We start from the raw sequence: 17854 nt of genomic DNA, 5'->3' as shown, positions 1-17854 counted from the left end.
GATTCAATAACAGCCATGAAAGTTTTTGCAGTCGGCGGCGCGGTACGCGACGAGTTGCTCGGACTCCCGGTGAAAGACCGCGACTACGTGGTGGTCGGCGCCACGCCGGAAGACATGCTGGCGCAGGGGTTCCGCCCGGTCGGCAAGGATTTCCCGGTGTTCCTGCATCCCAGTACGCAAGAGGAATATGCGCTGGCGCGCACTGAGCGCAAGACTGCACCTGGCTACAAGGGGTTTGTGTTCCATACCGATCCCGACGTCACGCTGGAGCAGGACCTGGTGCGCCGCGACCTGACCATCAACGCCATTGCACGGGCCGAAGACGGCACGGTAGCCGATCCATTCAACGGCCGCCAGGATTTGCAGGACAAGATATTCCGCCATGTATCCGATGCTTTCGCCGAGGACCCGGTGCGCATCCTGCGCGTGGCCAGGTTTGCCGCGCGCTTTACCGATTTCACCGTGGCGCCGGAAACCAATGTGCTGATGCAGCGCATGGTGGCCGCCGGCGAAGTCGATGCGCTGGTGCCGGAGCGGGTTTGGCAGGAGTTGGCGCGCGGCTTGATGGAAATGCAGCCGTCGCGCATGTTCGAGGTCTTGCGCGCATGCGGCGCCTTGGCGCGCATCCTGCCGGAACTGGATGTCCTGTGGGGCATACCGCAGCCGGAAAAATATCATCCGGAAATCGATACCGGCGTACACGTGATGATGGTGGTGGACACCGCCGCCCGCGAAAACTATGCGCTGCCGGTGCGTTTTGCCGCGCTGGCGCATGATCTCGGCAAAGGCGCGACGCCGGCTACCGGCTGGCCTAGCCACCACGGTCACGAGGGGCTTGGCGTGGAGCTGGTGGAACGGGTATGCCAGCGCCTCAAGGTGCCGGGCGAGGTGCGCGACCTGGCGCTGATGACGACGCGTGAGCACGGCAATGTCGGCCGCGCGTTCGAGCTGCGCGCGAACACCATCGTCAATCTTTTGGGGCGCTGCGACGCCTTTCGCAAGCCGCAGCGCTTCATCGATATGCTGCGCGCCACTGAATGCGATTACCGCGGCAGGACCGGTTACGCCGGCAAGCCGTTTCCGCAATTCGCTTATCTGCAGGCCGTCCTGAAGGCGGTGCAGTCGGTCAATGCCGGGGTGATCGCCGGCATGTTCCAGCAACAGCCGCAACGGATACCCGACGCCATCCATTCGGCGCGTGTCGAAATGGTTGAGCAGGTAGTGCAAGCACAACGGCCCCGTCCGGGCGGCCCTGACCTGGGCGGCCCTGACCCGGGCGGCCCTGATCCGGAGTAAGCTTATCCAACAGGAGAGCCAGGATGACCACTACAGATGCCAGGGCAGGTTCCGCCAGCGAGGTACCGGGAAAAACCGGCGGCGCCGGCGCGGACAAAACCAGGGCATCGCGCTCCACAATATTCGTCAAGGAACTGTCGCGCCGCGCTCGCTGGCGTTTGCTGCGCCATTTCCTGGCGTTGAATAGCGGCGATCGCCTGTTGCGCTTCGGTTCGGTATTGTCGGACGAACTGGTCAGCCGCTATGTTGAAAATATCGATTTTTCACGCGATACGGTGTTTGGCGTCTACGACCGCAAATTGCGCTTGCTCGGCGTCGGCCACCTGGCGTTTGCGCCGCGCGAAGCGATGCCCTCGGTGAGCGCTTCCACCACCAAGGAGCGGGTGGCCGAGTTCGGTGTTTCGGTCGCCGCTTCTGCGCGCGGCATGGGAGTCGGCAGCCGTTTGTTCGAACGGGCCGCCATCCGTTGCCGCAATGTCGATATCGATACCTTGTACATGCACTGCCTGTCGTCAAACAAAGTGATGATGCACATCGCAAAAAAAGCCGGCATGGCCATCCATCGCGACTACGGCGAGGCCGACGCCTACCTGAAGCTGCCGCCGGCCAACCCGGCCAGCGTATTGCAGGAAGCCGTCCAGGAACAGGTGGCGACGCTCGATTACACACTCAAGGCGAACTTGCGCGCCGCGCTGAAATGGCTGGGCAGCTTGCCCGGCATCAAACGCGATTGAAACAGCCTCGCCGCAGAAACCGCGGGACCGCTTCTGCGCTATGATTTCCGCTTGTTTATCCGCATTCAGGAAATCTTCATGTACCGCTATTTGGTAACCACTTTCCGTAGCCCCGCATAGGTCCTTTCAAAGCAAGGGCAGTGCAGTGGTGTCCTTGATACGCTGCAGGGCAAAGCTCGATTTGACATCCAGCACCGCCGGATGGCGTAGCAGGGTCTCCATCATGAAGCGCGAAAAATGGGTCATGTCTTCCACATGCACCCGCAGCAGGAAATCCATTTCGCCGGTCATCGCGTAGCACACAACGACTTCCGGCCATTGTTCCACTGCGGCTGAAAAAGAGGCGCGCGGCGACATGGCCTGGTGCTGCGCCGCGGCCTTGGTGCCGCTCAGGTACTGCGGGTCGCTATGTTTTTCCAGGCGCACATTGATGTAGGCCAGCAGGCCCAGGCCGATCTTGTCCGGCTCCAGCAGCGCCACGTATTGCCGTATCACGCCGGCCTGCTCCAGCTGCTTGATGCGGCGCAGGCATGGCGACGGCGACAGGTTGACCCTTTCGGCCACTTCCTGGTTGCTCAGGCGGCCGTCCTCCTGCAAGATCGCCAGGATTTTACGGTCTGTTGCATCCATTGCAATCGTTGGCATAAATGACCCTAAAGAGAATGATTTTCATATGATTATTGCGCAAATTTTTTTATACAGGGCGAATTTTGCAATTAACTGCCATCAACTCAGCTCTATACTGTAGGTATTCAAGCGCTCGGCGCGTTTAGCTCAGGAAAACGAAAATGGATGCAAAGGTAAAGAGTGCGGGCGTCAATACCGACGATTTTTTTGCCACGGTCGCTGAAAAATCGGACGGCGCGGCGTTGCGCGGCGATTACAGCAAGATCGATGCGCAATACGTCGTCAAGCAGGACTGGGATGCTTACACGCCGGAGCAGCACACGCTGTGGCGCCGCCTGTACCAGCGGCAAGCCAAGCTGATTCCGGGACGGGCTTGCGATGTATTCATCGAAAGCCTGGAAAGGCTGAACATCGGCGACGGCATTCCGCGCTTTGAAGACAGTTCGGCCCTGCTGTTCAAGGCTACCGGCTGGACCCTGGTGGCGGTGCCGGGCCTGGTGCCTGACCATACTTTCTTCGAGCACCTGGCCAACCGTCGTTTCCCGGTTACGGTCTGGCTGCGCAATCCTGAAGAGTTCGACTACATTGTCGAACCGGATGTATTCCATGACTTTTTCGGCCATGTGCCGCTGCTGTTCAACCCGATTTTTGCCGATCACCTGCAGGAATACGGCAAGGGCGCCCTGAAGGCGATGAAGCTGGACGGTCTGTCGATGCTGGCGCGCCTGTACTGGTACACCGTCGAATTCGGCTTGATCCAGAGCCCCGAGGGCTTGCGCGTGTACGGCGCCGGGATCCTGTCCTCGGGCGGCGAAATCGAGCATTGCCTGACCAGCCCGGCGTCGCTGCGCCTGCCGTTCGATGTCGAACGCGTGATGCGGACCTTGTACAAGATCGATTCCTATCAGGAAACGTATTTCGTGATTGACGATTTCCAGCAGCTGTTCAACGATACCGCGCCGGATTTCACGCCGATGTACCAGCGGCTGAAGGCGCTGGAACCGTTGCCGGCGAACACTTTGTTGCCTGGCGAAGCAAACCTGGCGCTGAAATAAAAAAGCGGATTCTGCCGGGGAGGGCAGAATCCGCAAACTAGTGATAATGGGAACACTAGAGGGAGGAATGCCCGACATGACTGGCCCTGGGGGAGGTATTCAGCCATATCAGACAAGGTGCCATTACACGCCCAGTTGATTCCCATTCCTATTTGATTTACCAGTTGTTACAGTTGTTACGCCCGTTTTTCCGGGGCTATTTGCTGCGGCGTGCATTGAGAGAAGTACCCGCTTGTGATAATGTGCGAGCGCAATGAGCAGTAAAAAAACAGGACGGTTTGCCCACAAGGCGAAGACGTTTTACCGCGTAGGATAACCTCCACGCAGTGCAATCAAAAACATAATTTTTGGCACGGAGACTGAATGAACGCACCACTCAAATCGGCGCAAGCCTTGCTGCCTACACAATCGGCGCAAGCGTCTGAAGCTGACGGCATTTCCCTGGATGACAAATTTACGCTGGAGCGTGGCCGTGCTTTCATGACGGGCACACAGGCCATCATCCGCTTGCCGATGCTGCAACGGCAACGCGATGTCCTGGCAGGCTTGAACACCGCCGGCTTTGTTACCGGCTATCGCGGTTCGCCGCTGGGCAGCGTCGACATGACCGCCGCCAAGGCAAAAAAATACCTCGACGCGCACCACGTCAAGTTCCATCCCGGCATGAACGAAGACCTGGCAGCAACCAGTGTCTGGGGCACGCAGCAGGTGAACCTGTTTCCGGGCGCCCAATACGACGGCGTATTCGGCATGTGGTACGGCAAAGGGCCCGGCGTTGACCGCTGCGGCGACGTCTTCAAGCATGCAAACATGGCCGGCACTTCCCAGCATGGCGGCGTGCTGGTGCTGGCCGGCGATGACCATGCTGCAAAATCCTCAACCACCGCCCATCAAAGCGAACATATCCTGAAAGCATGCGGCATCCCGGTGCTGTACCCGTCCTCGGTGCAGGAATACCTCGATTACGGCATGCATGGCTGGGCCATGAGCCGTTATACCGGCCTGTGGGTATCGATGAAATGCGTGACCGACCTGGTTGAGTCCGGCGCTTCGGTCGATCTCGATCCGGACCGCGTCAAGATCGTCCTGCCGACCGCTGCCGATCTTGAACTGCCGCCGGACGGCTTGAACATCCGCCTGCCGGACACCGTGCTGGGACAGGAAGCGCGGATGAACAACTACAAATGGTATGCCGCGCTGACCTATGCGCGCGTCAACAAGCTCAACCAGATCATCTGGGACAGCCCGGTTGCCAAGATCGGCATCATCACCGCCGGCAAATCCTACCTGGATACGCGCCAGGCGCTGGCCGACCTCGGCATCGATGAAAGCGTGGCGCGCGACATCGGCATCCGCCTGTACAAGATCGGCATGACCTGGCCGCTGGAAGCGGAAGGCGTGCGCGAATTTGCGCAAGGACTGGAAGAAATCCTGGTGGTGGAAGAAAAACGCCAGATCCTGGAATACCAGGTCAAGGAAGAACTGTACAACTGGCGCGACGATGTCCGGCCACGCGTAGTCGGCAAGTTCGACGATACCGGCGAATGGAGCAACCGCAGCGGCGAAGGCCATGGCGATTGGCTGCTGCCGGCGACCTACGAATTGAATCCGGCGCAGATCGCCAGGGCGATTGCGACACGTATTTCGAAGTACTTCGCCGGCCATCCGGTGGCGCAGCGGGTGCAGCAGCGGGTAGCATACCTGGAAGCCAAGGAAGCGCTGCTCAACATCAGCAGCAAGCCCGATCCGAACAAGGACCGCATCCCGCATTTCTGTTCCGGCTGCCCGCACAATACCTCTACCAAGCTGCCGGACGGCAGCCGTGGCCTGGCAGGTATCGGCTGCCACTACATGGTGTTGTGGATGGACCGGGAATCGTCGACGTTTACCCATATGGGAGGCGAAGGCGTGACCTGGGTCGGCCAGGCGCCATTTACATCTGAAAAACACGTCTTCGCCAACCTGGGCGACGGCACCTATTTCCACTCCGGCCTGCTGGCGATCCGCGCCTCGGTCGCAGCCAAGGTCAACATCACCTACAAGATCCTGTTCAACGATGCGGTCGCCATGACCGGCGGCCAGGCTTTCGACGGCCCGCTCGACCCAGCCATGATTTCGCGCCAGATCGCCGCCGAAGGCGTGACGCCGATTATCGTGGTGACCGACGAGCCGGACAAATACGCCGCCGGCACCGACTGGGCGCCAGGCGTCACCATCCGCCATCGCAGCGAACTCGACGCCGTGCAGCGTGAACTGCGCGAGATCAGCGGCACGTCGGCGATGATTTACGACCAGACCTGCGCTTCGGAAAAACGCCGCCGCCGGAAACGCAATGAATATCCGGACCCGGCCAAACGCGCCGTGATCAATGAAGCGGTATGCGAAGGCTGCGGCGATTGCAGCGTGCAATCGAATTGCCTGTCGGTGGAACCGCTGGAGACCGAATTCGGCCGCAAGCGGCAGATCAACCAGTCTTCATGCAACAAGGACTTTTCCTGCGTCACCGGTTTTTGCCCGAGTTTCGTCACGGTCGAAGGCGGCAGCTTGAAGAAGCCGGCCAAAATTGCCGCGACGCCGGCGACAGCTGCGGCCCCTCTGGCCAGCCTGCCGTCGCCGGTCCTGCCGAATACGGTAAAACCTTTCGGCATCCTGGTGACCGGCATCGGCGGCACCGGCGTGGTGACCATCGGCCAGATCCTGGCCATGGCTGCCCACGTCGAAGGCAAAGGCTGTTCGGTGCTGGACATGAGCGGCCTGGCGCAAAAGGGCGGGCCGGTGATGTCGCATGTGCGGCTGGCCGATCATCCCGACGATATCTACTCGACCCGTGTCGGCACCGGCGATGCCGACCTGGTGATCGGCTGCGACTCGATTGTCAGCGCCAGCCGCGATGCCTTGTCGCGCATGGGCGAGGGACGCACCTTCGCTGCGATCAATGCAACCCGCACGCCTACCGCCGCTTTCGTCAAGAATCCGGACTGGCAGTTCCCCGATGCCGCCGCAGAGCAGGATATACGCGCAGCGTGCGGCAGCGACCGCGTGGAATTCATCGACGCCGGCCGCATTGCCACCGCCTTGATGGGCGACGCCATCGCCACCAACATGTTCATGCTCGGTTATGCATGGCAAAAAGGCTGGGTGCCGTTGCTAGAGGCATCGCTGATGCGGGCGATTGAATTGAACGCCTTGCAGGTCGCCTTCAACAAGCAAGCCTTCGTCTGGGGCCGTACCGCGGCTTGCGACCTGGCTGGGCTGGAAAAACGTACCCGCCTCAGCGATACGCCGGCGCAGGTGATTGAATTCAAGCGCGCACCGAACCTGGATGAACTGGTCAAGCGTCGCGTCGCTATCCTGACGTCTTACCAGGATGCGGCATATGCGGAGCAGTATCGCGTCTTCGTCGAGCAGGTGCAGGCAGCCGAAGCGCAGCTGCCTCACGCCGAAAGCGGACGTGGCGCACAGCGCTTGAGCCTGGCGGTTGCTACCTACCTGTTCAAGCTGATGGCCTACAAAGATGAATACGAGGTAGCGCGTTTATATACCGACGGTGCTTTCAAGGCCAAGATCGCCGGCATGTTTGAAGGCGATTACAAGCTCAAGTTCCACCTGGCGCCGCCGCTGCTGGCCAAGCACGATGTGCACGGCCATCTGATCAAGCAGGAATTCGGTCCGTGGATGATGCGTGCTTTTGGCCTGCTGGCCAAATTGAAATTCCTGCGCGGCGGCGCCCTGGATATTTTCGGGTATACGGCTGAGCGCAAGGAGGAGCGCGGCCTGATCGTGCACTACAAGGAAATCGTTGCTTCCTTGTTGCCGCAATTGACTGCAGATAACCTGGCTGCTGCCGTGGCAATCGCCAGCGTCCCGGAGGAAATCCGCGGTTACGGCCACGTCAAGGAACGGCACCTGGCCGCAGCACGCATCAAGGAAACGCAGCTGCTCAATCAGTTCGGTCATCCCACGCCGGAACATAAGGCGGAGTTGTCGCGCTCGATCGCAGCTTGATCGAACACGATAAAAAACGGCCGGCAGATGAATATCTGTCGGCCGTTTTTATTTGTGCGCCGGTGCGCGGATGGATCAGGCGCCGGCGGCTTGCCTGAATTGCTGATATCCCCGCGCACGCAAGGCGCAAGCCGGGCAGGTGCCGCAGCCATAACCCCAGTCATGCAGCGCGCCGCGCTGGCCCAGGTAGCAGGTATGGGTATCGGCCCGGATCAGGTCGACCAGGGTGTCGCCGCCGAGATCCTGCGCCAGTTTCCAGGTCTCCGACTTGTCGATCCACATCAACGGCGTTTCCAGCTTGAGCTGGGTCGCCATGCCAAGGTTCAGCGCCACCTGCAAGGCTTTCATGGTGTCGTCGCGGCAATCGGGATAGCCGGAAAAATCGGTTTCGCACATGCCGCCCACCAGCACATTCAAGCCGCGCCGATAGGCAACCGTGGCCGCTACCGTCATGAACAGCAGGTTGCGGCCTGGCACGAAGGTATTCGGCAGGCCGTTTTCCTGCATCACGATTTCAACGTCTTCGGTCATCGCGGTCGATGAAATTTTCGAAATCAGCGACAGGTCGATCAAGTGGTCTTCACCCAGCTTGCCGGCCCATTGCGGAAACTGGGCGCGGATTTTCTGCAGCAGGACCGGGCGCACGGTCAGTTCGACCGCATGCCGCTGGCCGTAGTCGAAGCCGATCGTCTCGACCCGCTCATAGCGCGACAAAGCCCAAGCCAGGCAAGTAGTGGAGTCCTGGCCGCCGCTAAACAGGACGATGGCGCCGTTTGGTGTAGTCATGTGATTTACTGTTCAAAGAGATTCAAGTAGGGATTGCATGCCTTGGTTTCAGGCTTATTTGCCGGCCTTGTTGTTGACCTGCTGCAGGGTTTGTTCGACAAAGTCCTTGTTCGGATCGGTAAACCGCAAGCGCACCGGATACCATTCCAGGGACGGCGCCAGCCAGATGTCCAGCTGCTGGTCCTTGGCGTCCGGCGGCGGCGCCTTGAAAATGTGGACTGTATCCAGGTCACCCAGCGGCGTCTTGATTTTTTCAGTGCTGATGACCTTGAACGTCCACGGCTCTGCATCGCGCATGCCGGCTACAAAGAAGGTCCAGTCGGAACCTGGCTTGAACTGCTGCGGCGCTGCCCGCGCCACCGAAATCAGTTGCCAGATGATGCTGGTGCGATCCTGTTCGCCGCCTTTTATCGGATAACTCTCGCTGGATTCGGAAAAGCCGATGGTGCCGCTATCGCGATGGAAGGTGGTGGTGGTCGCTTCCTTGCGAAAACGCTTGTTGACGAATTGGGTCGGCGCCAGGCCAAAGCTGTCGATGGCGCCTTCGCTGGAAGCTTCGAGGATTTTTCCAAACAGCATGGCGCGGGTTTCCGACTTGACGCTGAAACGCTTGTCGTCCACCTGCCATTTGACGCTGCCTTCGCCGCCCAGCGTAATGCCGCTCTGCTTGGCCTGGATCGCGTAAGTCAGGTCAGCCGACGGCGGCAGGTCTATCTTGTACTTGCTCGCCGAGTGATCGGTGGCCGCTGCGGAAGCTGTCAGCATGCTGCAGCACAGTGCGGTGGCCAGGGATAGGCGGAGTAAGGATGGTTTCATGGTTTTCCAAAAAAATGATGCCGTTTTCAAAATACTTGATCCGATGCCTCAGGCAGATCAATTTGCCGATGCCGTATCCAGCCGTTTCATCTTGGACAGCGACATGTCCAGATAGTCGCCGTTGGTTTCGGTAAAGCGCAGTTTGACCGGATACCATTCCTGTTGCGGCGCCAGCCAGATATCCAGGCGTTGCTCATGCGAGCCCGCCTGTGGAATGCGAATTACATGCCAGGCGTCGAAATCGTCGCCGCCGACCGTAATCTTTTCCTGGCCGATGATCTGCATGCGCCAGGTTTCCGCATCCACCGGACCGGCAACGAATATGTCGATCACCGCACCTGCAGCGAATTGCGCGCTGTCGCCGCGGCCGATGCTGGCCAGTTGCCAGACCACGCTGGCGCGGTCCTGTTCGCCGCCGCTGCGTGGATAGCTGTTCTGCGACGATGAAAAAATGATATTGTTCAGTTCACGATGAAAAATGGTCTGGGTAGCAGGTTTGCGGAAGCGTTTTTGCGTATAAGTCACCGGCGCTATGCCAAAACCGTTGATTTCGCCTTCGCTTTTGAAATCAAGGACGGTAATGAACAGGGCGCCGGCCTCGCCGTTGATGGTGTAGCCCCCGCCATCGGTTTGCCAGGTGATTTTGCCGCTGCCGTGATAATTCTGGCCCTTCTGCAAGGCTTCTACATTGTATTTCAGCTCTGCCGACGGCGGTGGACTGGTCTGGTAGTGCTTGCCGGCCGCGGGCGCCGCCTCGGCTTGCGCCACTGGTTCGGTTGCCGGCGGAGTGGTGGCGCTGGCCGCAGCCGTGCCAACCGCCGGATCGGTTGATGCCGGAGCGGCCGGCTCGGCGCTGACGATCGGCGTCACGGTTTCCCTGATGGGCGTGTCCGGCACTTCCACTGCCGGTTCGGGGGCCGGCCGCGGTTTTGGCGCTGCCTTGGGGGCTGGCTTGGTGCTGGGCTTCGGCTTCGGCTCCTGGGGCAACAGCACCGGTTTTTCGACTGCAGGCAAAGGCGTCAGGTTGGCCATGACCACGGGTTCGGGGCGGGTGACCGGCACCGGCACGCCGAATTGGCGGTTGCCCCAGGCGATCAGGAGTATGTGCAGCAACAAGGTGAGCAATAGCACCCATAGCCAGCGGCTACGGCTGGCAAAGGGATAACTCGGCGTTGTGGATGGTGCAGAAGAAGACGACATCCGCATAGTGTAAACGTATCCGCCGGGATTAAGCTTGGCAACAGTGAGGCGGGCGATAAACCACGTAAAATATTGTATTTACATCAAACAAGAATGATCGCCGATGCCTTACCGTTTCCCCCATGCTGCCAGCGTCGCCCTGGCATTCGCGCTGGCCACGGGCGCCCAGGCGCCGGCCGCATCCGCCGCGCCGGCCGGCTTGCCGCCGATCCGGCTTGGCATGATCGAAGGCATGTCGGGGCCTTTCGCCAATGCGGGCGAAGCGGTAGAGCGCAATATCCGGTTTGCGGTGGAGCAGGTGAATGCGCGAGGCGGCGTGCGCTTGCCAGATGGCAAACATTTGTTGAGCCTGACCGTGTTTGACAGCAAGCAAGGCGTGGAGGACGCGTTATTGCAGCTGAAGCAACTGACCGACCAGAAAATCCCGTTCGTGCTGGAGGGCAACAGCTCCGCGGTTGCCGGCGCGCTGGTAGATGCGATCAACAAGCATAACCTCCGCAGCCCGGATAATCGGGTGCTGTTCCTGAACTACTCGGCGGTCGATCCGGTCTTGACCGGCGAAAAATGCAGCTTCTGGCATTTTCGTTTTGACGCCAATGCCGACATGCGCATGCAGGCGCTGGTGGATGTCATCAAAACCGACAGCAAGGCAAAAAGCGTTTACCTGATCGGCCAGGACTACAGTTTCGGCCAGCAGGTCGCCAAGGCTGCGCGCCGGCAGCTGCAGGCTGCGCGGCCGGATATCAGGATAGTCGGCGATGAGTTGCACCCGATCGGCAAGGTCAAGGATTTTGCGCCCTATATTGCCAAGATCCGCGCCAGCGGCGCCGATACGGTTATCACCGGCAACTGGGGCAACGACCTGACCTTGCTGGTGAAAGCTGCGAAAGAGGCGGGGCTGCATCTCAAGTTCTACACTTTCTATGCCAATAGCCTGGGAGCGCCGGCAGCCATCGGCGATGCCGGCGTGGGCACGGTGCGCGCTGTGGCGGAATGGCACCCCAACGCGGTCGATGGCAATGCCGCCAGCGATGCGTTTTACCGCAGTTTCCGGCAGCGTTATCCGCAGCCAAAAGATGACTATCTGTTTTTGCGTATGGATGTCATGATCGACATGCTGGCAACCGCCATCGAAAAAGCCCGGACCACTGACGCGATCGCCGTGGCGCGAGCCCTGGAAGGAGCGCAGTACAAGAGCCGATTCCATGAAGCCAGCATGCGCGCCAGCGATCATCAGCTGATACAACCCTTGTACGTGGCCGTGATGCAAAGGCTTGCCGACGGCGGTATCCGGTTTGATAATGAAGGCAGCGGCTACGGCTTCAAGACCGAACGTTACCTGGCGCCGGCGGCAACGGCGACGCCCAGTACTTGCCAGATGCGGCGTCCGCAGGATGAGGCTTCGACCCCGGGTGCAAGTCGATAGCTGTTGTAGATAAATGATCTCTGAAGGAGATAAGTGATGAGCCGTTCTAGTATTCCAGGAGCCGACGCAATGCAGGATAGTCTCGAATTCATCAAGAAAATGTGGGGCGGCATGGGCGTGCCGGGCATGGTTGTTCCTACCTTGTCGGTGGAAGAAATCAACAAGAAGATCGGCGACCTGAAAGCCGTGGAGTCGTGGCTGAATCTCAACCTGAACATGTTGCGCACCACGATACAGGCGCTTGAAGTGCAGAGCGGGACCATTTCCGCGCTGCAGGCAATGGCGGCAGTCAATCAGGCCAGCGCGGATCGGCAAGACAGCGGCGATGCCGAACCCGGTCCAAGCGCATGGGCGGCTGCGGCAGGTTTTCCGTTTTCATTCATGAACCCGGTGCAGGAACCAGTTGCTCCGCCAGCGCAAGCTGCGCCGGCGGCTGAAGCCGAAAGCCCGCCGGCGGCAAGCGGCATGCCGGAACCTGCGCTGGGCAATTCCAACGCCTGGTGGGATTTGCTGCAGAACCAGTTCAAGCAAGCCGTCAATAGCGTAGCCGCCGCGGAAAAAATGGCCATGCCGGCTAAAACCGAGGCGAAGCCGGCAGCCAAGCCGCGCAGCAAAGCAAGCAATGCGGCATCCAAGCCAGCCGGCAAGAAAAACGGTACGGCTGCCGGCGACAAGGCAGTCCCGCGCTCAGGCAAGGCCAAGGTTGTTTCGAGATAATGTAATGACAAGCCTGGTTTTTGGATAGCTTGACTCGCGTCGGATACGTGCGATGATTAAAGACCGGTGCTTGGATGGAAAACTCTAAGTGATACCTTGACTTTGTTGTGATTTGAGCAGGATTTTCAGGAAAAACTCGGCCGTCAGCCGGTTTATAAACGGTCTTGTAACAAATTCTTGGTAAAATCGAGCAGTTAACTCACTTGCTTAAGGTATGTATGCTGTATCCAGAACTGTTTAAATCGCTGGAACAAGTCCGTTGGAACATGGAGACCGATATTCCATGGGACAAGTTTGACGCCACCCAGCTGTCCGACGAACAAGCTCAAACTATTCGTATGAATGCGATTACGGAATGGTCGGCGCTGCCTGCAACCGAGATGTTCTTGCGCGATAACCACGGCGACAGCGATTTTTGCGCTTTCATGTCGGTCTGGTTTTTTGAAGAGCAGAAGCATTCCCTTGTGCTGATGGAATACCTGCGCCGTTTCCGCCCTGAACTGGTGCCTACCGAAGCCGAGCTGGACAAAGTGCGTTTCGAATTCGATCCGGCGCCGCCGCTGGAAACCCTGATGATGCATTTCTGCGGCGAGATCCGCCTCAACCACTGGTACCGTTGCGCCTCCGACTGGCACACCGAGCCTGTCATCAAGCAGATCTACAAGATCATCAGCCAGGACGAAGCGCGCCATGGCGGCGCTTACCTGCGTTACATGAAGAAGGCTTTGTCTGAAGTGGGCGACAGCGCTTCTGCCGCTTTCGCCAAGATCGGCGTGTTGATGGCGTCGGCCCGCCGTACCGAAAAACCGCTGCACCCGACCAACCTGCACGTGAACCAGTCGCTGTTCCCGAACGACACGGTGCAGAGCCGCCTGCCGGACCCGGAGTGGCTGGAGCGCTGGCTGGACGATCAGATCAAGTTCGACGGCGTGTGGGAAAAGAAGGTGGTCGACCGCATCCTGCACAATATGTCTTTGCTGTTTGAACGCACTTTCGATACGGTGCAGGAACTGAACCGCTATCGCAAGGAAGTCGTGGCCCGCCTTGCTGCCTTGACGCCTGCTCCGGCAGCCTGATGTGACGGCGGCAGGCTTTGGCGCCGCCGCGACCGCAGACAACCTGTTTGATTCCAAGCCGCAGCTGTTGCGGCTTTTTCATATTCGCCATGCCTAAATTTGAAACCAAGCTTTGCACCCGCGCTGAATTGACATCCCGTGTGGCCGCCTTGCCGCAGCCGGTGGTGCTGACCAACGGCGTATTCGATATCCTGCACCGTGGCCATGTCACATACCTGGCGCAGGCGCGCGAGCAGGGCGCTGCACTGGTGGTGGCGGTGAATACCGACGCCTCGGTCAAGCGCCTGGGCAAGGGCGACGACCGGCCGATCAATGCCTGTGCCGACCGCATGGCCGTATTGGCAGCGCTGGAAGCCGTCAGCCTGGTGGTTGAATTTGATGAAGATACTGCCTTGGAAGTCGTGCAGGAAGCGCGGCCCGGGGTATATGTCAAAGGCGGCGATTACCAGATGGACGCCATTCCAGAGGGACAGGCGGTGCTGGCATATGGCGGGCAGGTGGTGGCGATCCCATTTGCGCATGACCGCTCGACCAGCAAGCTGCTGGACAAGGTGCGGCAAGGTTCCTGACGGTCAATCGTCAGGTCGGTGTCGGCAAAGTGAAAAAAAGCGCGGATTTGAACTGAACCCCAAAAGTTGGATAGCAACTTTTGGGGTTTTTTTATGCGTACATCGTTTGTCTTCAGTGCTGGTGCGGCGCGTCGGCTGCCTTGCCGCTCAGGTCGGTGACGTATACCGATACTTCAACTTTGCCGGCTTTTTGGAAGGTCAGCGTCAGCGGGAATTTGTCGCCAGCCTTCAACGGCTGCGCCAGGCCCATCAGCATGATGTGATAGCCGTGGCCCGGCGTCATGTCGACGGTGCTCGCCGGCGGTAGTGCAATCTCGCCGACTTCACGCATTTTCATGACATTGCCATCCATCGCCATGGTGTGGATCTCGGCGCTTTTGGCGGCCGGTGAGCTGACGCCTATCAATTTGTCCGCCTCCTTGCCCTTGTTTTCGATACTCAGGAAGGCGCCGCCGCTTGGCTGGCCTGGCACCGTGGCGCGTGCATAGGGATGGCCGATGTGCAGGCTGCCGAGTTCGTATTCATGCGCATGGGCGGAGACGCCGAGGGCGAGGGCGCAGAAAAGCAGGGAAACGGAACGTAAAGACATGATGGACCTCTGATTAATTTGGGAAATACCAACGGCAAATCGAAGAAAATGCAGTGACTGGAAACATCATGCTTATTTGCAAGATGATGGATTATAACAATCGCAGCGCGGTTGTCTCTTTACCAAGTGAAATCGATTCAGGCTCCGCCGCTATAGCCGTTCTGGCGCCATGCCTCATACACCACGACCGCCACGGTATTGGACAGGTTCAGGCTGCGGTTATCGGGCCGCATCGGCAGGCGGATGCGCTGCGAGGGGGCAAATGATTCGCGCAATGCCGGGTCCAGCCCGCGCGTTTCCGAGCCGAATACAAAGACATCGCCTGGCTGGAAGCTGAGATCGGCAAACGGCGTCGAGCCGTGGGTGGTCATGGCGAACATGCGGCTAGGATCGTAGGCGCCGGCGGCGCGCATGCTGGTTACGAAGGCATCCCAGCCGGCATGCACCTGCATGGTGGCGTAATCGTGATAATCCAGGCCGGCCCTGCGCATCTTGCTGTCATCCAGGGGAAAGCCAAGTGGTTCAATCAGATGCAATTGCGCACCGGTGTTGGCGCACAGGCGGATGATGTTGCCGGTATTCGGCGGTATTTCCGGTTCAACCAGTACGACGTGGAACAACGTGATTCTCCTAACGTATGTAATCAATGGTAATCAATGGATCGCAAGAATGGTCATGGCGTCCTTGCAAAAACAAAATTGGTAATGCGGCGGGCGCCATGCCGGCGTAGCGTTTGCGCCAGCGCATGCAGTGTTTCGCCGGTAGTCATGACATCATCGACTACGCCTATGTGGCGGCCGCGTATCTGCGCGATGGCGGCCGGCGGCACGATAAACGCCTGGCGCAGGTTGCGGCGCCTTTGTTCCAGGTCCGGCGCCAGCGACTGCGGCAAGGTATCGCGTTGCCGCAACAGCAAGCCGTGCTGCAAGCCTAGCCCAAGCAGGCGCGCCAGGGGTTTGGCTATTTCCAGCGCCTGGTTGAAACCGCGCTGCTGCAGGCGCTGGGCGCTGAGCGGCACGGCCGTCATGATATCCGGCAAATCCGCCGGCAGGCCCTGATGATCGCTGATGCGGCTGGCGTCGCACAACATGTGTGCAAATACGGGCGCCAGCGCCAGTCGGCCGCCGAATTTCAGCGCCAGGACCAGTTGGTCCGCCGGCGCGCTATAGTCGCAGGCTGCGATGGTGGCGTCGAAGGCGCGCGGCTGTTTCAGGCAATTGCCGCATAACGCCGGGCCATGGCCATCGTACCGGGGCAGCGGATTTGCGCATTGGTTACAGCGCGGCTGGCCGCCGGAAAAATAGCGCCCGCTGCAGCCATCGCAAATGATGCGCTTGCCGTTGCGCCCGCATAGCGCGCAGCAGGACGGCATGGCCGCCAGGATGCGGGCTAGTTGCTGTCGCGGCCAATGGCGTAATTGGGGAAATAACACTGGGCGGATCCCGTTCTGGTCGGATGGATGTCGGTACGCTCAGCCTACAGGCTATCAAGCGTGTAAACTACTGGCGATTATCGCATTTCATCTCACCTGCCGGATTCCGATGTCTACCTCACTCCCTCCTTTTGAAGCCAGTCAAAGTGCGCCGATCGACCTGCGCCGGGTACGCCGGCTGTTTGCCCAGCCTGCGCTGGTGCGCGAATCCGAATTCATGCGCCGTGAAATTTCAAGCCGCATGCATGAGCGTCTTGCCCTGGTGAAACTTGCCCCGCAGCGCGTGCTGGATGCCGGTTGCGGCGCCGGCCCGGATATATATACGTTGCAGCAGCGCTTCAGCGAAGCCGCCATTATCGGACTGGATGCGTCTGCCGCCATGCTATCGATGGCAAAAGAGCAGCGCCAGACGGCGCAGCTGTCGGTCAATCGCCTGTTAAAGAAGTGGCTGCCGTTTACCGGCAACAGCGATGAACTGGCGTCCGACCTTGTGTGCGGCGATTTTGCGCAGCTGCCGCTGGCGCCAAACACGGTCGACCTGGTCTGGTCCAACCTGGCCCTGCACTGGCATCCGCAGCCAGACCGGGTGTTCGCCGAATGGCGCCGCGTATTGCGGGTGGATGGCTTGCTGATGTTCTCCTGCTTCGGCCCCGACACATTCAAAGAATTGCGTAATGCTTTTGCCGGCGTCGATGACGGTGCGCACGTACTGCCTTTCGTCGACATGCATGATTTTGGCGACATGCTGGTCAATGCCGGTTTCTCGACGCCGGTCATGGACATGGAAAGCATCACGGTTACTTATGACACAGTGGAGAAATTGCTGGCCGATGTCCGCGCCTGGGGCGGCAATCCGCTGGCGACGCGAGGCCGCGGTTTGTTGGGGCGCGCCGCCGGGGCCCGTATCAAGGCCGCGCTGGAAGCAGGGCGCCGGCCGGACGGCAAATTGCCGCTCACTTTTGAAATCGTCTACGGCCATGCGTTCCGGCCAGTACCCAAAACCACCAGTGGCGGCGAGTCGATCGTGCAATGGAACCTGGGTAAAAACAGGTAAATGAAAATATATTTAACAAAGGGCTTGCGGGGAAGAAGGAGGGTTGCTATAGTTCGCCTCCCGTTGAGAACGACGCGAAATGAACGAGATGGCCGAAGAGAAGTTAGGGCTGTTTTGTGAGCGGAGTTTGAGAGGGGAAAGTGGGGTTTGCGGGTGTTGTAGGTGTTAAGAAGTTTTTCGGTGAGTAGTAAAAAAGTAGTTGACGAAAAGCTGGAAACGCCACATAATCTCATCTCTCTGCTGCTGACAAACAAAACGATTTGACGGCGACGCGAACCAGGGTTCTGGTGGCGCGAAGTAGAAGGTTCTTTAACAATTAACAGTCGATAAGTGTGGGCGTTTGATGGAAGTGCAGCGCTGCTGATGTAAATCAGGAGCGTATAACTTAAAACATTAAATGTTCACAAAAGAAGAAAATAGGCGCTTCTGAGAAGAAGTGGCCTGTCAGTATTTTGAGTGAGCGATAGCAGAG

16 protein-coding genes are annotated in these 17854 nt (G+C 59.2%); 9 read left to right on the top strand and 7 right to left on the bottom strand.

All coding sequences use genetic code 11. The annotated features are described in order from the left end of the window. The first annotated feature begins 15 nt into the window (after positions 1 to 15). Together BM062_RS06995 and BM062_RS06990 are read left to right on the top strand one after the other, a co-directional pair. Positions 16 to 1296 (top strand): multifunctional CCA addition/repair protein, encoded by a 1281-nt coding sequence (locus BM062_RS06995; RefSeq protein ID WP_092395166.1) that lies wholly within the window; start codon positions 16 to 18, stop codon positions 1294 to 1296. A gap of 23 nt (positions 1297 to 1319) precedes the next feature. Next, positions 1320 to 2030: a GNAT family N-acetyltransferase gene (locus BM062_RS06990; protein WP_092395163.1), complete on the top strand. Its 711-nt coding sequence runs from the start codon at positions 1320 to 1322 to the stop codon at positions 2028 to 2030. Between the two features lie 126 nt (positions 2031 to 2156). On the opposite strand, the gene BM062_RS06985 is transcribed toward BM062_RS06990, so the two are convergent. After that, positions 2157 to 2675 (bottom strand): Lrp/AsnC family transcriptional regulator, encoded by a 519-nt coding sequence (locus BM062_RS06985; protein WP_092395160.1) that lies wholly within the window; start codon positions 2673 to 2675, stop codon positions 2157 to 2159. Between the two features lie 143 nt (positions 2676 to 2818). Between BM062_RS06985 and phhA the strand changes: the two genes are divergently transcribed. Then, positions 2819 to 3712, top strand: a complete 894-nt coding sequence (gene phhA, locus BM062_RS06980) for a phenylalanine 4-monooxygenase (protein ID WP_092395158.1) — start codon at positions 2819 to 2821, stop codon at positions 3710 to 3712. A 363-nt stretch (positions 3713 to 4075) separates the two neighbouring features. Then, positions 4076 to 7717, top strand: a complete 3642-nt coding sequence (locus tag BM062_RS06975) for an indolepyruvate ferredoxin oxidoreductase family protein (RefSeq protein WP_092395155.1) — start codon at positions 4076 to 4078, stop codon at positions 7715 to 7717. A gap of 75 nt (positions 7718 to 7792) precedes the next feature. Here the strand turns inward: BM062_RS06975 and queC are convergent, their stop codons facing one another. The 3 genes from queC to BM062_RS25885 are packed head-to-tail and all read right to left on the bottom strand — an operon-like array spanning position 7793 to position 10450. Next, positions 7793 to 8503 (bottom strand): 7-cyano-7-deazaguanine synthase QueC, encoded by a 711-nt coding sequence (queC, locus tag BM062_RS06970; RefSeq protein ID WP_092395152.1) that lies wholly within the window; start codon positions 8501 to 8503, stop codon positions 7793 to 7795. Between the two features lie 54 nt (positions 8504 to 8557). Beyond that, positions 8558 to 9319 (bottom strand): DUF3108 domain-containing protein, encoded by a 762-nt coding sequence (locus BM062_RS06965; RefSeq protein WP_092395149.1) that lies wholly within the window; start codon positions 9317 to 9319, stop codon positions 8558 to 8560. Positions 9320 to 9376: 57 nt separating this feature from the next. Beyond that, entirely contained in the window at positions 9377 to 10450 is a 1074-nt protein-coding gene (locus BM062_RS25885; RefSeq protein ID WP_305763965.1) for a DUF3108 domain-containing protein, read from the bottom strand. Positions 10451 to 10622: 172 nt separating this feature from the next. Between BM062_RS25885 and BM062_RS06955 the strand changes: the two genes are divergently transcribed. The 4 genes from BM062_RS06955 to rfaE2 all read left to right on the top strand — a co-directional run bounded on the left by BM062_RS06955 (position 10623) and on the right by rfaE2 (position 14307). Next, complete coding sequence (locus BM062_RS06955; protein WP_092395143.1) at positions 10623 to 11945, top strand: branched-chain amino acid ABC transporter substrate-binding protein; 1323 nt, start codon at positions 10623 to 10625, stop codon at positions 11943 to 11945. A 36-nt stretch (positions 11946 to 11981) separates the two neighbouring features. Beyond that, positions 11982 to 12662, top strand: coding sequence for a PhaM family polyhydroxyalkanoate granule multifunctional regulatory protein (locus BM062_RS06950; protein ID WP_371326556.1), 681 nt, complete (start codon positions 11982 to 11984; stop codon positions 12660 to 12662). 218 nt (positions 12663 to 12880) lie between these two features. After that, positions 12881 to 13738, top strand: a complete 858-nt coding sequence (locus tag BM062_RS06945; protein ID WP_092395137.1) for a ferritin family protein — start codon at positions 12881 to 12883, stop codon at positions 13736 to 13738. 89 nt (positions 13739 to 13827) lie between these two features. After that, positions 13828 to 14307 carry a D-glycero-beta-D-manno-heptose 1-phosphate adenylyltransferase gene (gene rfaE2, locus BM062_RS06940; RefSeq protein WP_092395134.1) on the top strand — a complete coding sequence of 160 codons (480 nt, stop codon included), beginning with the start codon at positions 13828 to 13830 and terminating at the stop codon, positions 14305 to 14307. A 112-nt stretch (positions 14308 to 14419) separates the two neighbouring features. Here rfaE2 and BM062_RS06935 read toward each other — a convergent pair whose 3' ends face one another. From BM062_RS06935 to BM062_RS06925, 3 genes are all read right to left on the bottom strand, one after another. Continuing rightward, on the bottom strand, positions 14420 to 14896 hold the full coding sequence (locus BM062_RS06935) for a copper chaperone PCu(A)C (protein WP_092395131.1): 477 nt from the start codon (positions 14894 to 14896) through the stop codon (positions 14420 to 14422). A 137-nt stretch (positions 14897 to 15033) separates the two neighbouring features. Beyond that, a complete protein-coding gene (gene trmL, locus BM062_RS06930; RefSeq protein ID WP_092395128.1) occupies positions 15034 to 15516 on the bottom strand; it encodes a tRNA (uridine(34)/cytosine(34)/5-carboxymethylaminomethyluridine(34)-2'-O)-methyltransferase TrmL in 483 nt (160 codons plus the stop codon). A gap of 53 nt (positions 15517 to 15569) precedes the next feature. After that, positions 15570 to 16268: a ComF family protein gene (locus tag BM062_RS06925; protein ID WP_254784973.1), complete on the bottom strand. Its 699-nt coding sequence runs from the start codon at positions 16266 to 16268 to the stop codon at positions 15570 to 15572. A gap of 169 nt (positions 16269 to 16437) precedes the next feature. Between BM062_RS06925 and BM062_RS06920 the strand changes: the two genes are divergently transcribed. Beyond that, positions 16438 to 17382, top strand: coding sequence for a methyltransferase domain-containing protein (locus BM062_RS06920; RefSeq protein ID WP_092395125.1), 945 nt, complete (start codon positions 16438 to 16440; stop codon positions 17380 to 17382). Positions 17383 to 17854 lie beyond the last annotated feature (472 nt).

Origin of the sequence: Collimonas sp. OK412 (assembly GCF_900112135.1) — a bacterium.
GTDB lineage: Bacteria > Pseudomonadota > Gammaproteobacteria > Burkholderiales > Burkholderiaceae_D > Collimonas > Collimonas rhizosphaerae.
The sequence above is the reverse complement of the archived record's forward strand: the minus strand, read 5'-3'. Positions and strand labels throughout refer to the sequence as shown.

Excerpts from the sequence above, each read along its gene's own strand:
- BM062_RS06995 (WP_092395166.1), top strand. The coding sequence starts at position 16 with ATGAAAGTTTTTGCAGTCGGCGGCGCGGTACGCGACGAGTTGCTCGGA.
- BM062_RS06990 (WP_092395163.1), top strand. The coding sequence starts at position 1,320 with ATGACCACTACAGATGCCAGGGCAGGTTCCGCCAGCGAGGTACCGGGA.
- BM062_RS06985 (WP_092395160.1), bottom strand. The coding sequence starts at position 2,675 with ATGCCAACGATTGCAATGGATGCAACAGACCGTAAAATCCTGGCGATC.
- phhA (WP_092395158.1), top strand. The coding sequence starts at position 2,819 with ATGGATGCAAAGGTAAAGAGTGCGGGCGTCAATACCGACGATTTTTTT.
- BM062_RS06975 (WP_092395155.1), top strand. The coding sequence starts at position 4,076 with ATGAACGCACCACTCAAATCGGCGCAAGCCTTGCTGCCTACACAATCG.
- queC (WP_092395152.1), bottom strand. The coding sequence starts at position 8,503 with ATGACTACACCAAACGGCGCCATCGTCCTGTTTAGCGGCGGCCAGGAC.
- BM062_RS06965 (WP_092395149.1), bottom strand. The coding sequence starts at position 9,319 with ATGAAACCATCCTTACTCCGCCTATCCCTGGCCACCGCACTGTGCTGC.
- BM062_RS06955 (WP_092395143.1), top strand. The coding sequence starts at position 10,623 with ATGCCTTACCGTTTCCCCCATGCTGCCAGCGTCGCCCTGGCATTCGCG.
- BM062_RS06950 (WP_371326556.1), top strand. The coding sequence starts at position 11,982 with ATGAGCCGTTCTAGTATTCCAGGAGCCGACGCAATGCAGGATAGTCTC.
- BM062_RS06945 (WP_092395137.1), top strand. The coding sequence starts at position 12,881 with ATGCTGTATCCAGAACTGTTTAAATCGCTGGAACAAGTCCGTTGGAAC.
- rfaE2 (WP_092395134.1), top strand. The coding sequence starts at position 13,828 with ATGCCTAAATTTGAAACCAAGCTTTGCACCCGCGCTGAATTGACATCC.
- BM062_RS06935 (WP_092395131.1), bottom strand. The coding sequence starts at position 14,896 with ATGTCTTTACGTTCCGTTTCCCTGCTTTTCTGCGCCCTCGCCCTCGGC.
- BM062_RS06925 (WP_254784973.1), bottom strand. The coding sequence starts at position 16,268 with ATGCCGTCCTGCTGCGCGCTATGCGGGCGCAACGGCAAGCGCATCATT.
- BM062_RS06920 (WP_092395125.1), top strand. The coding sequence starts at position 16,438 with ATGTCTACCTCACTCCCTCCTTTTGAAGCCAGTCAAAGTGCGCCGATC.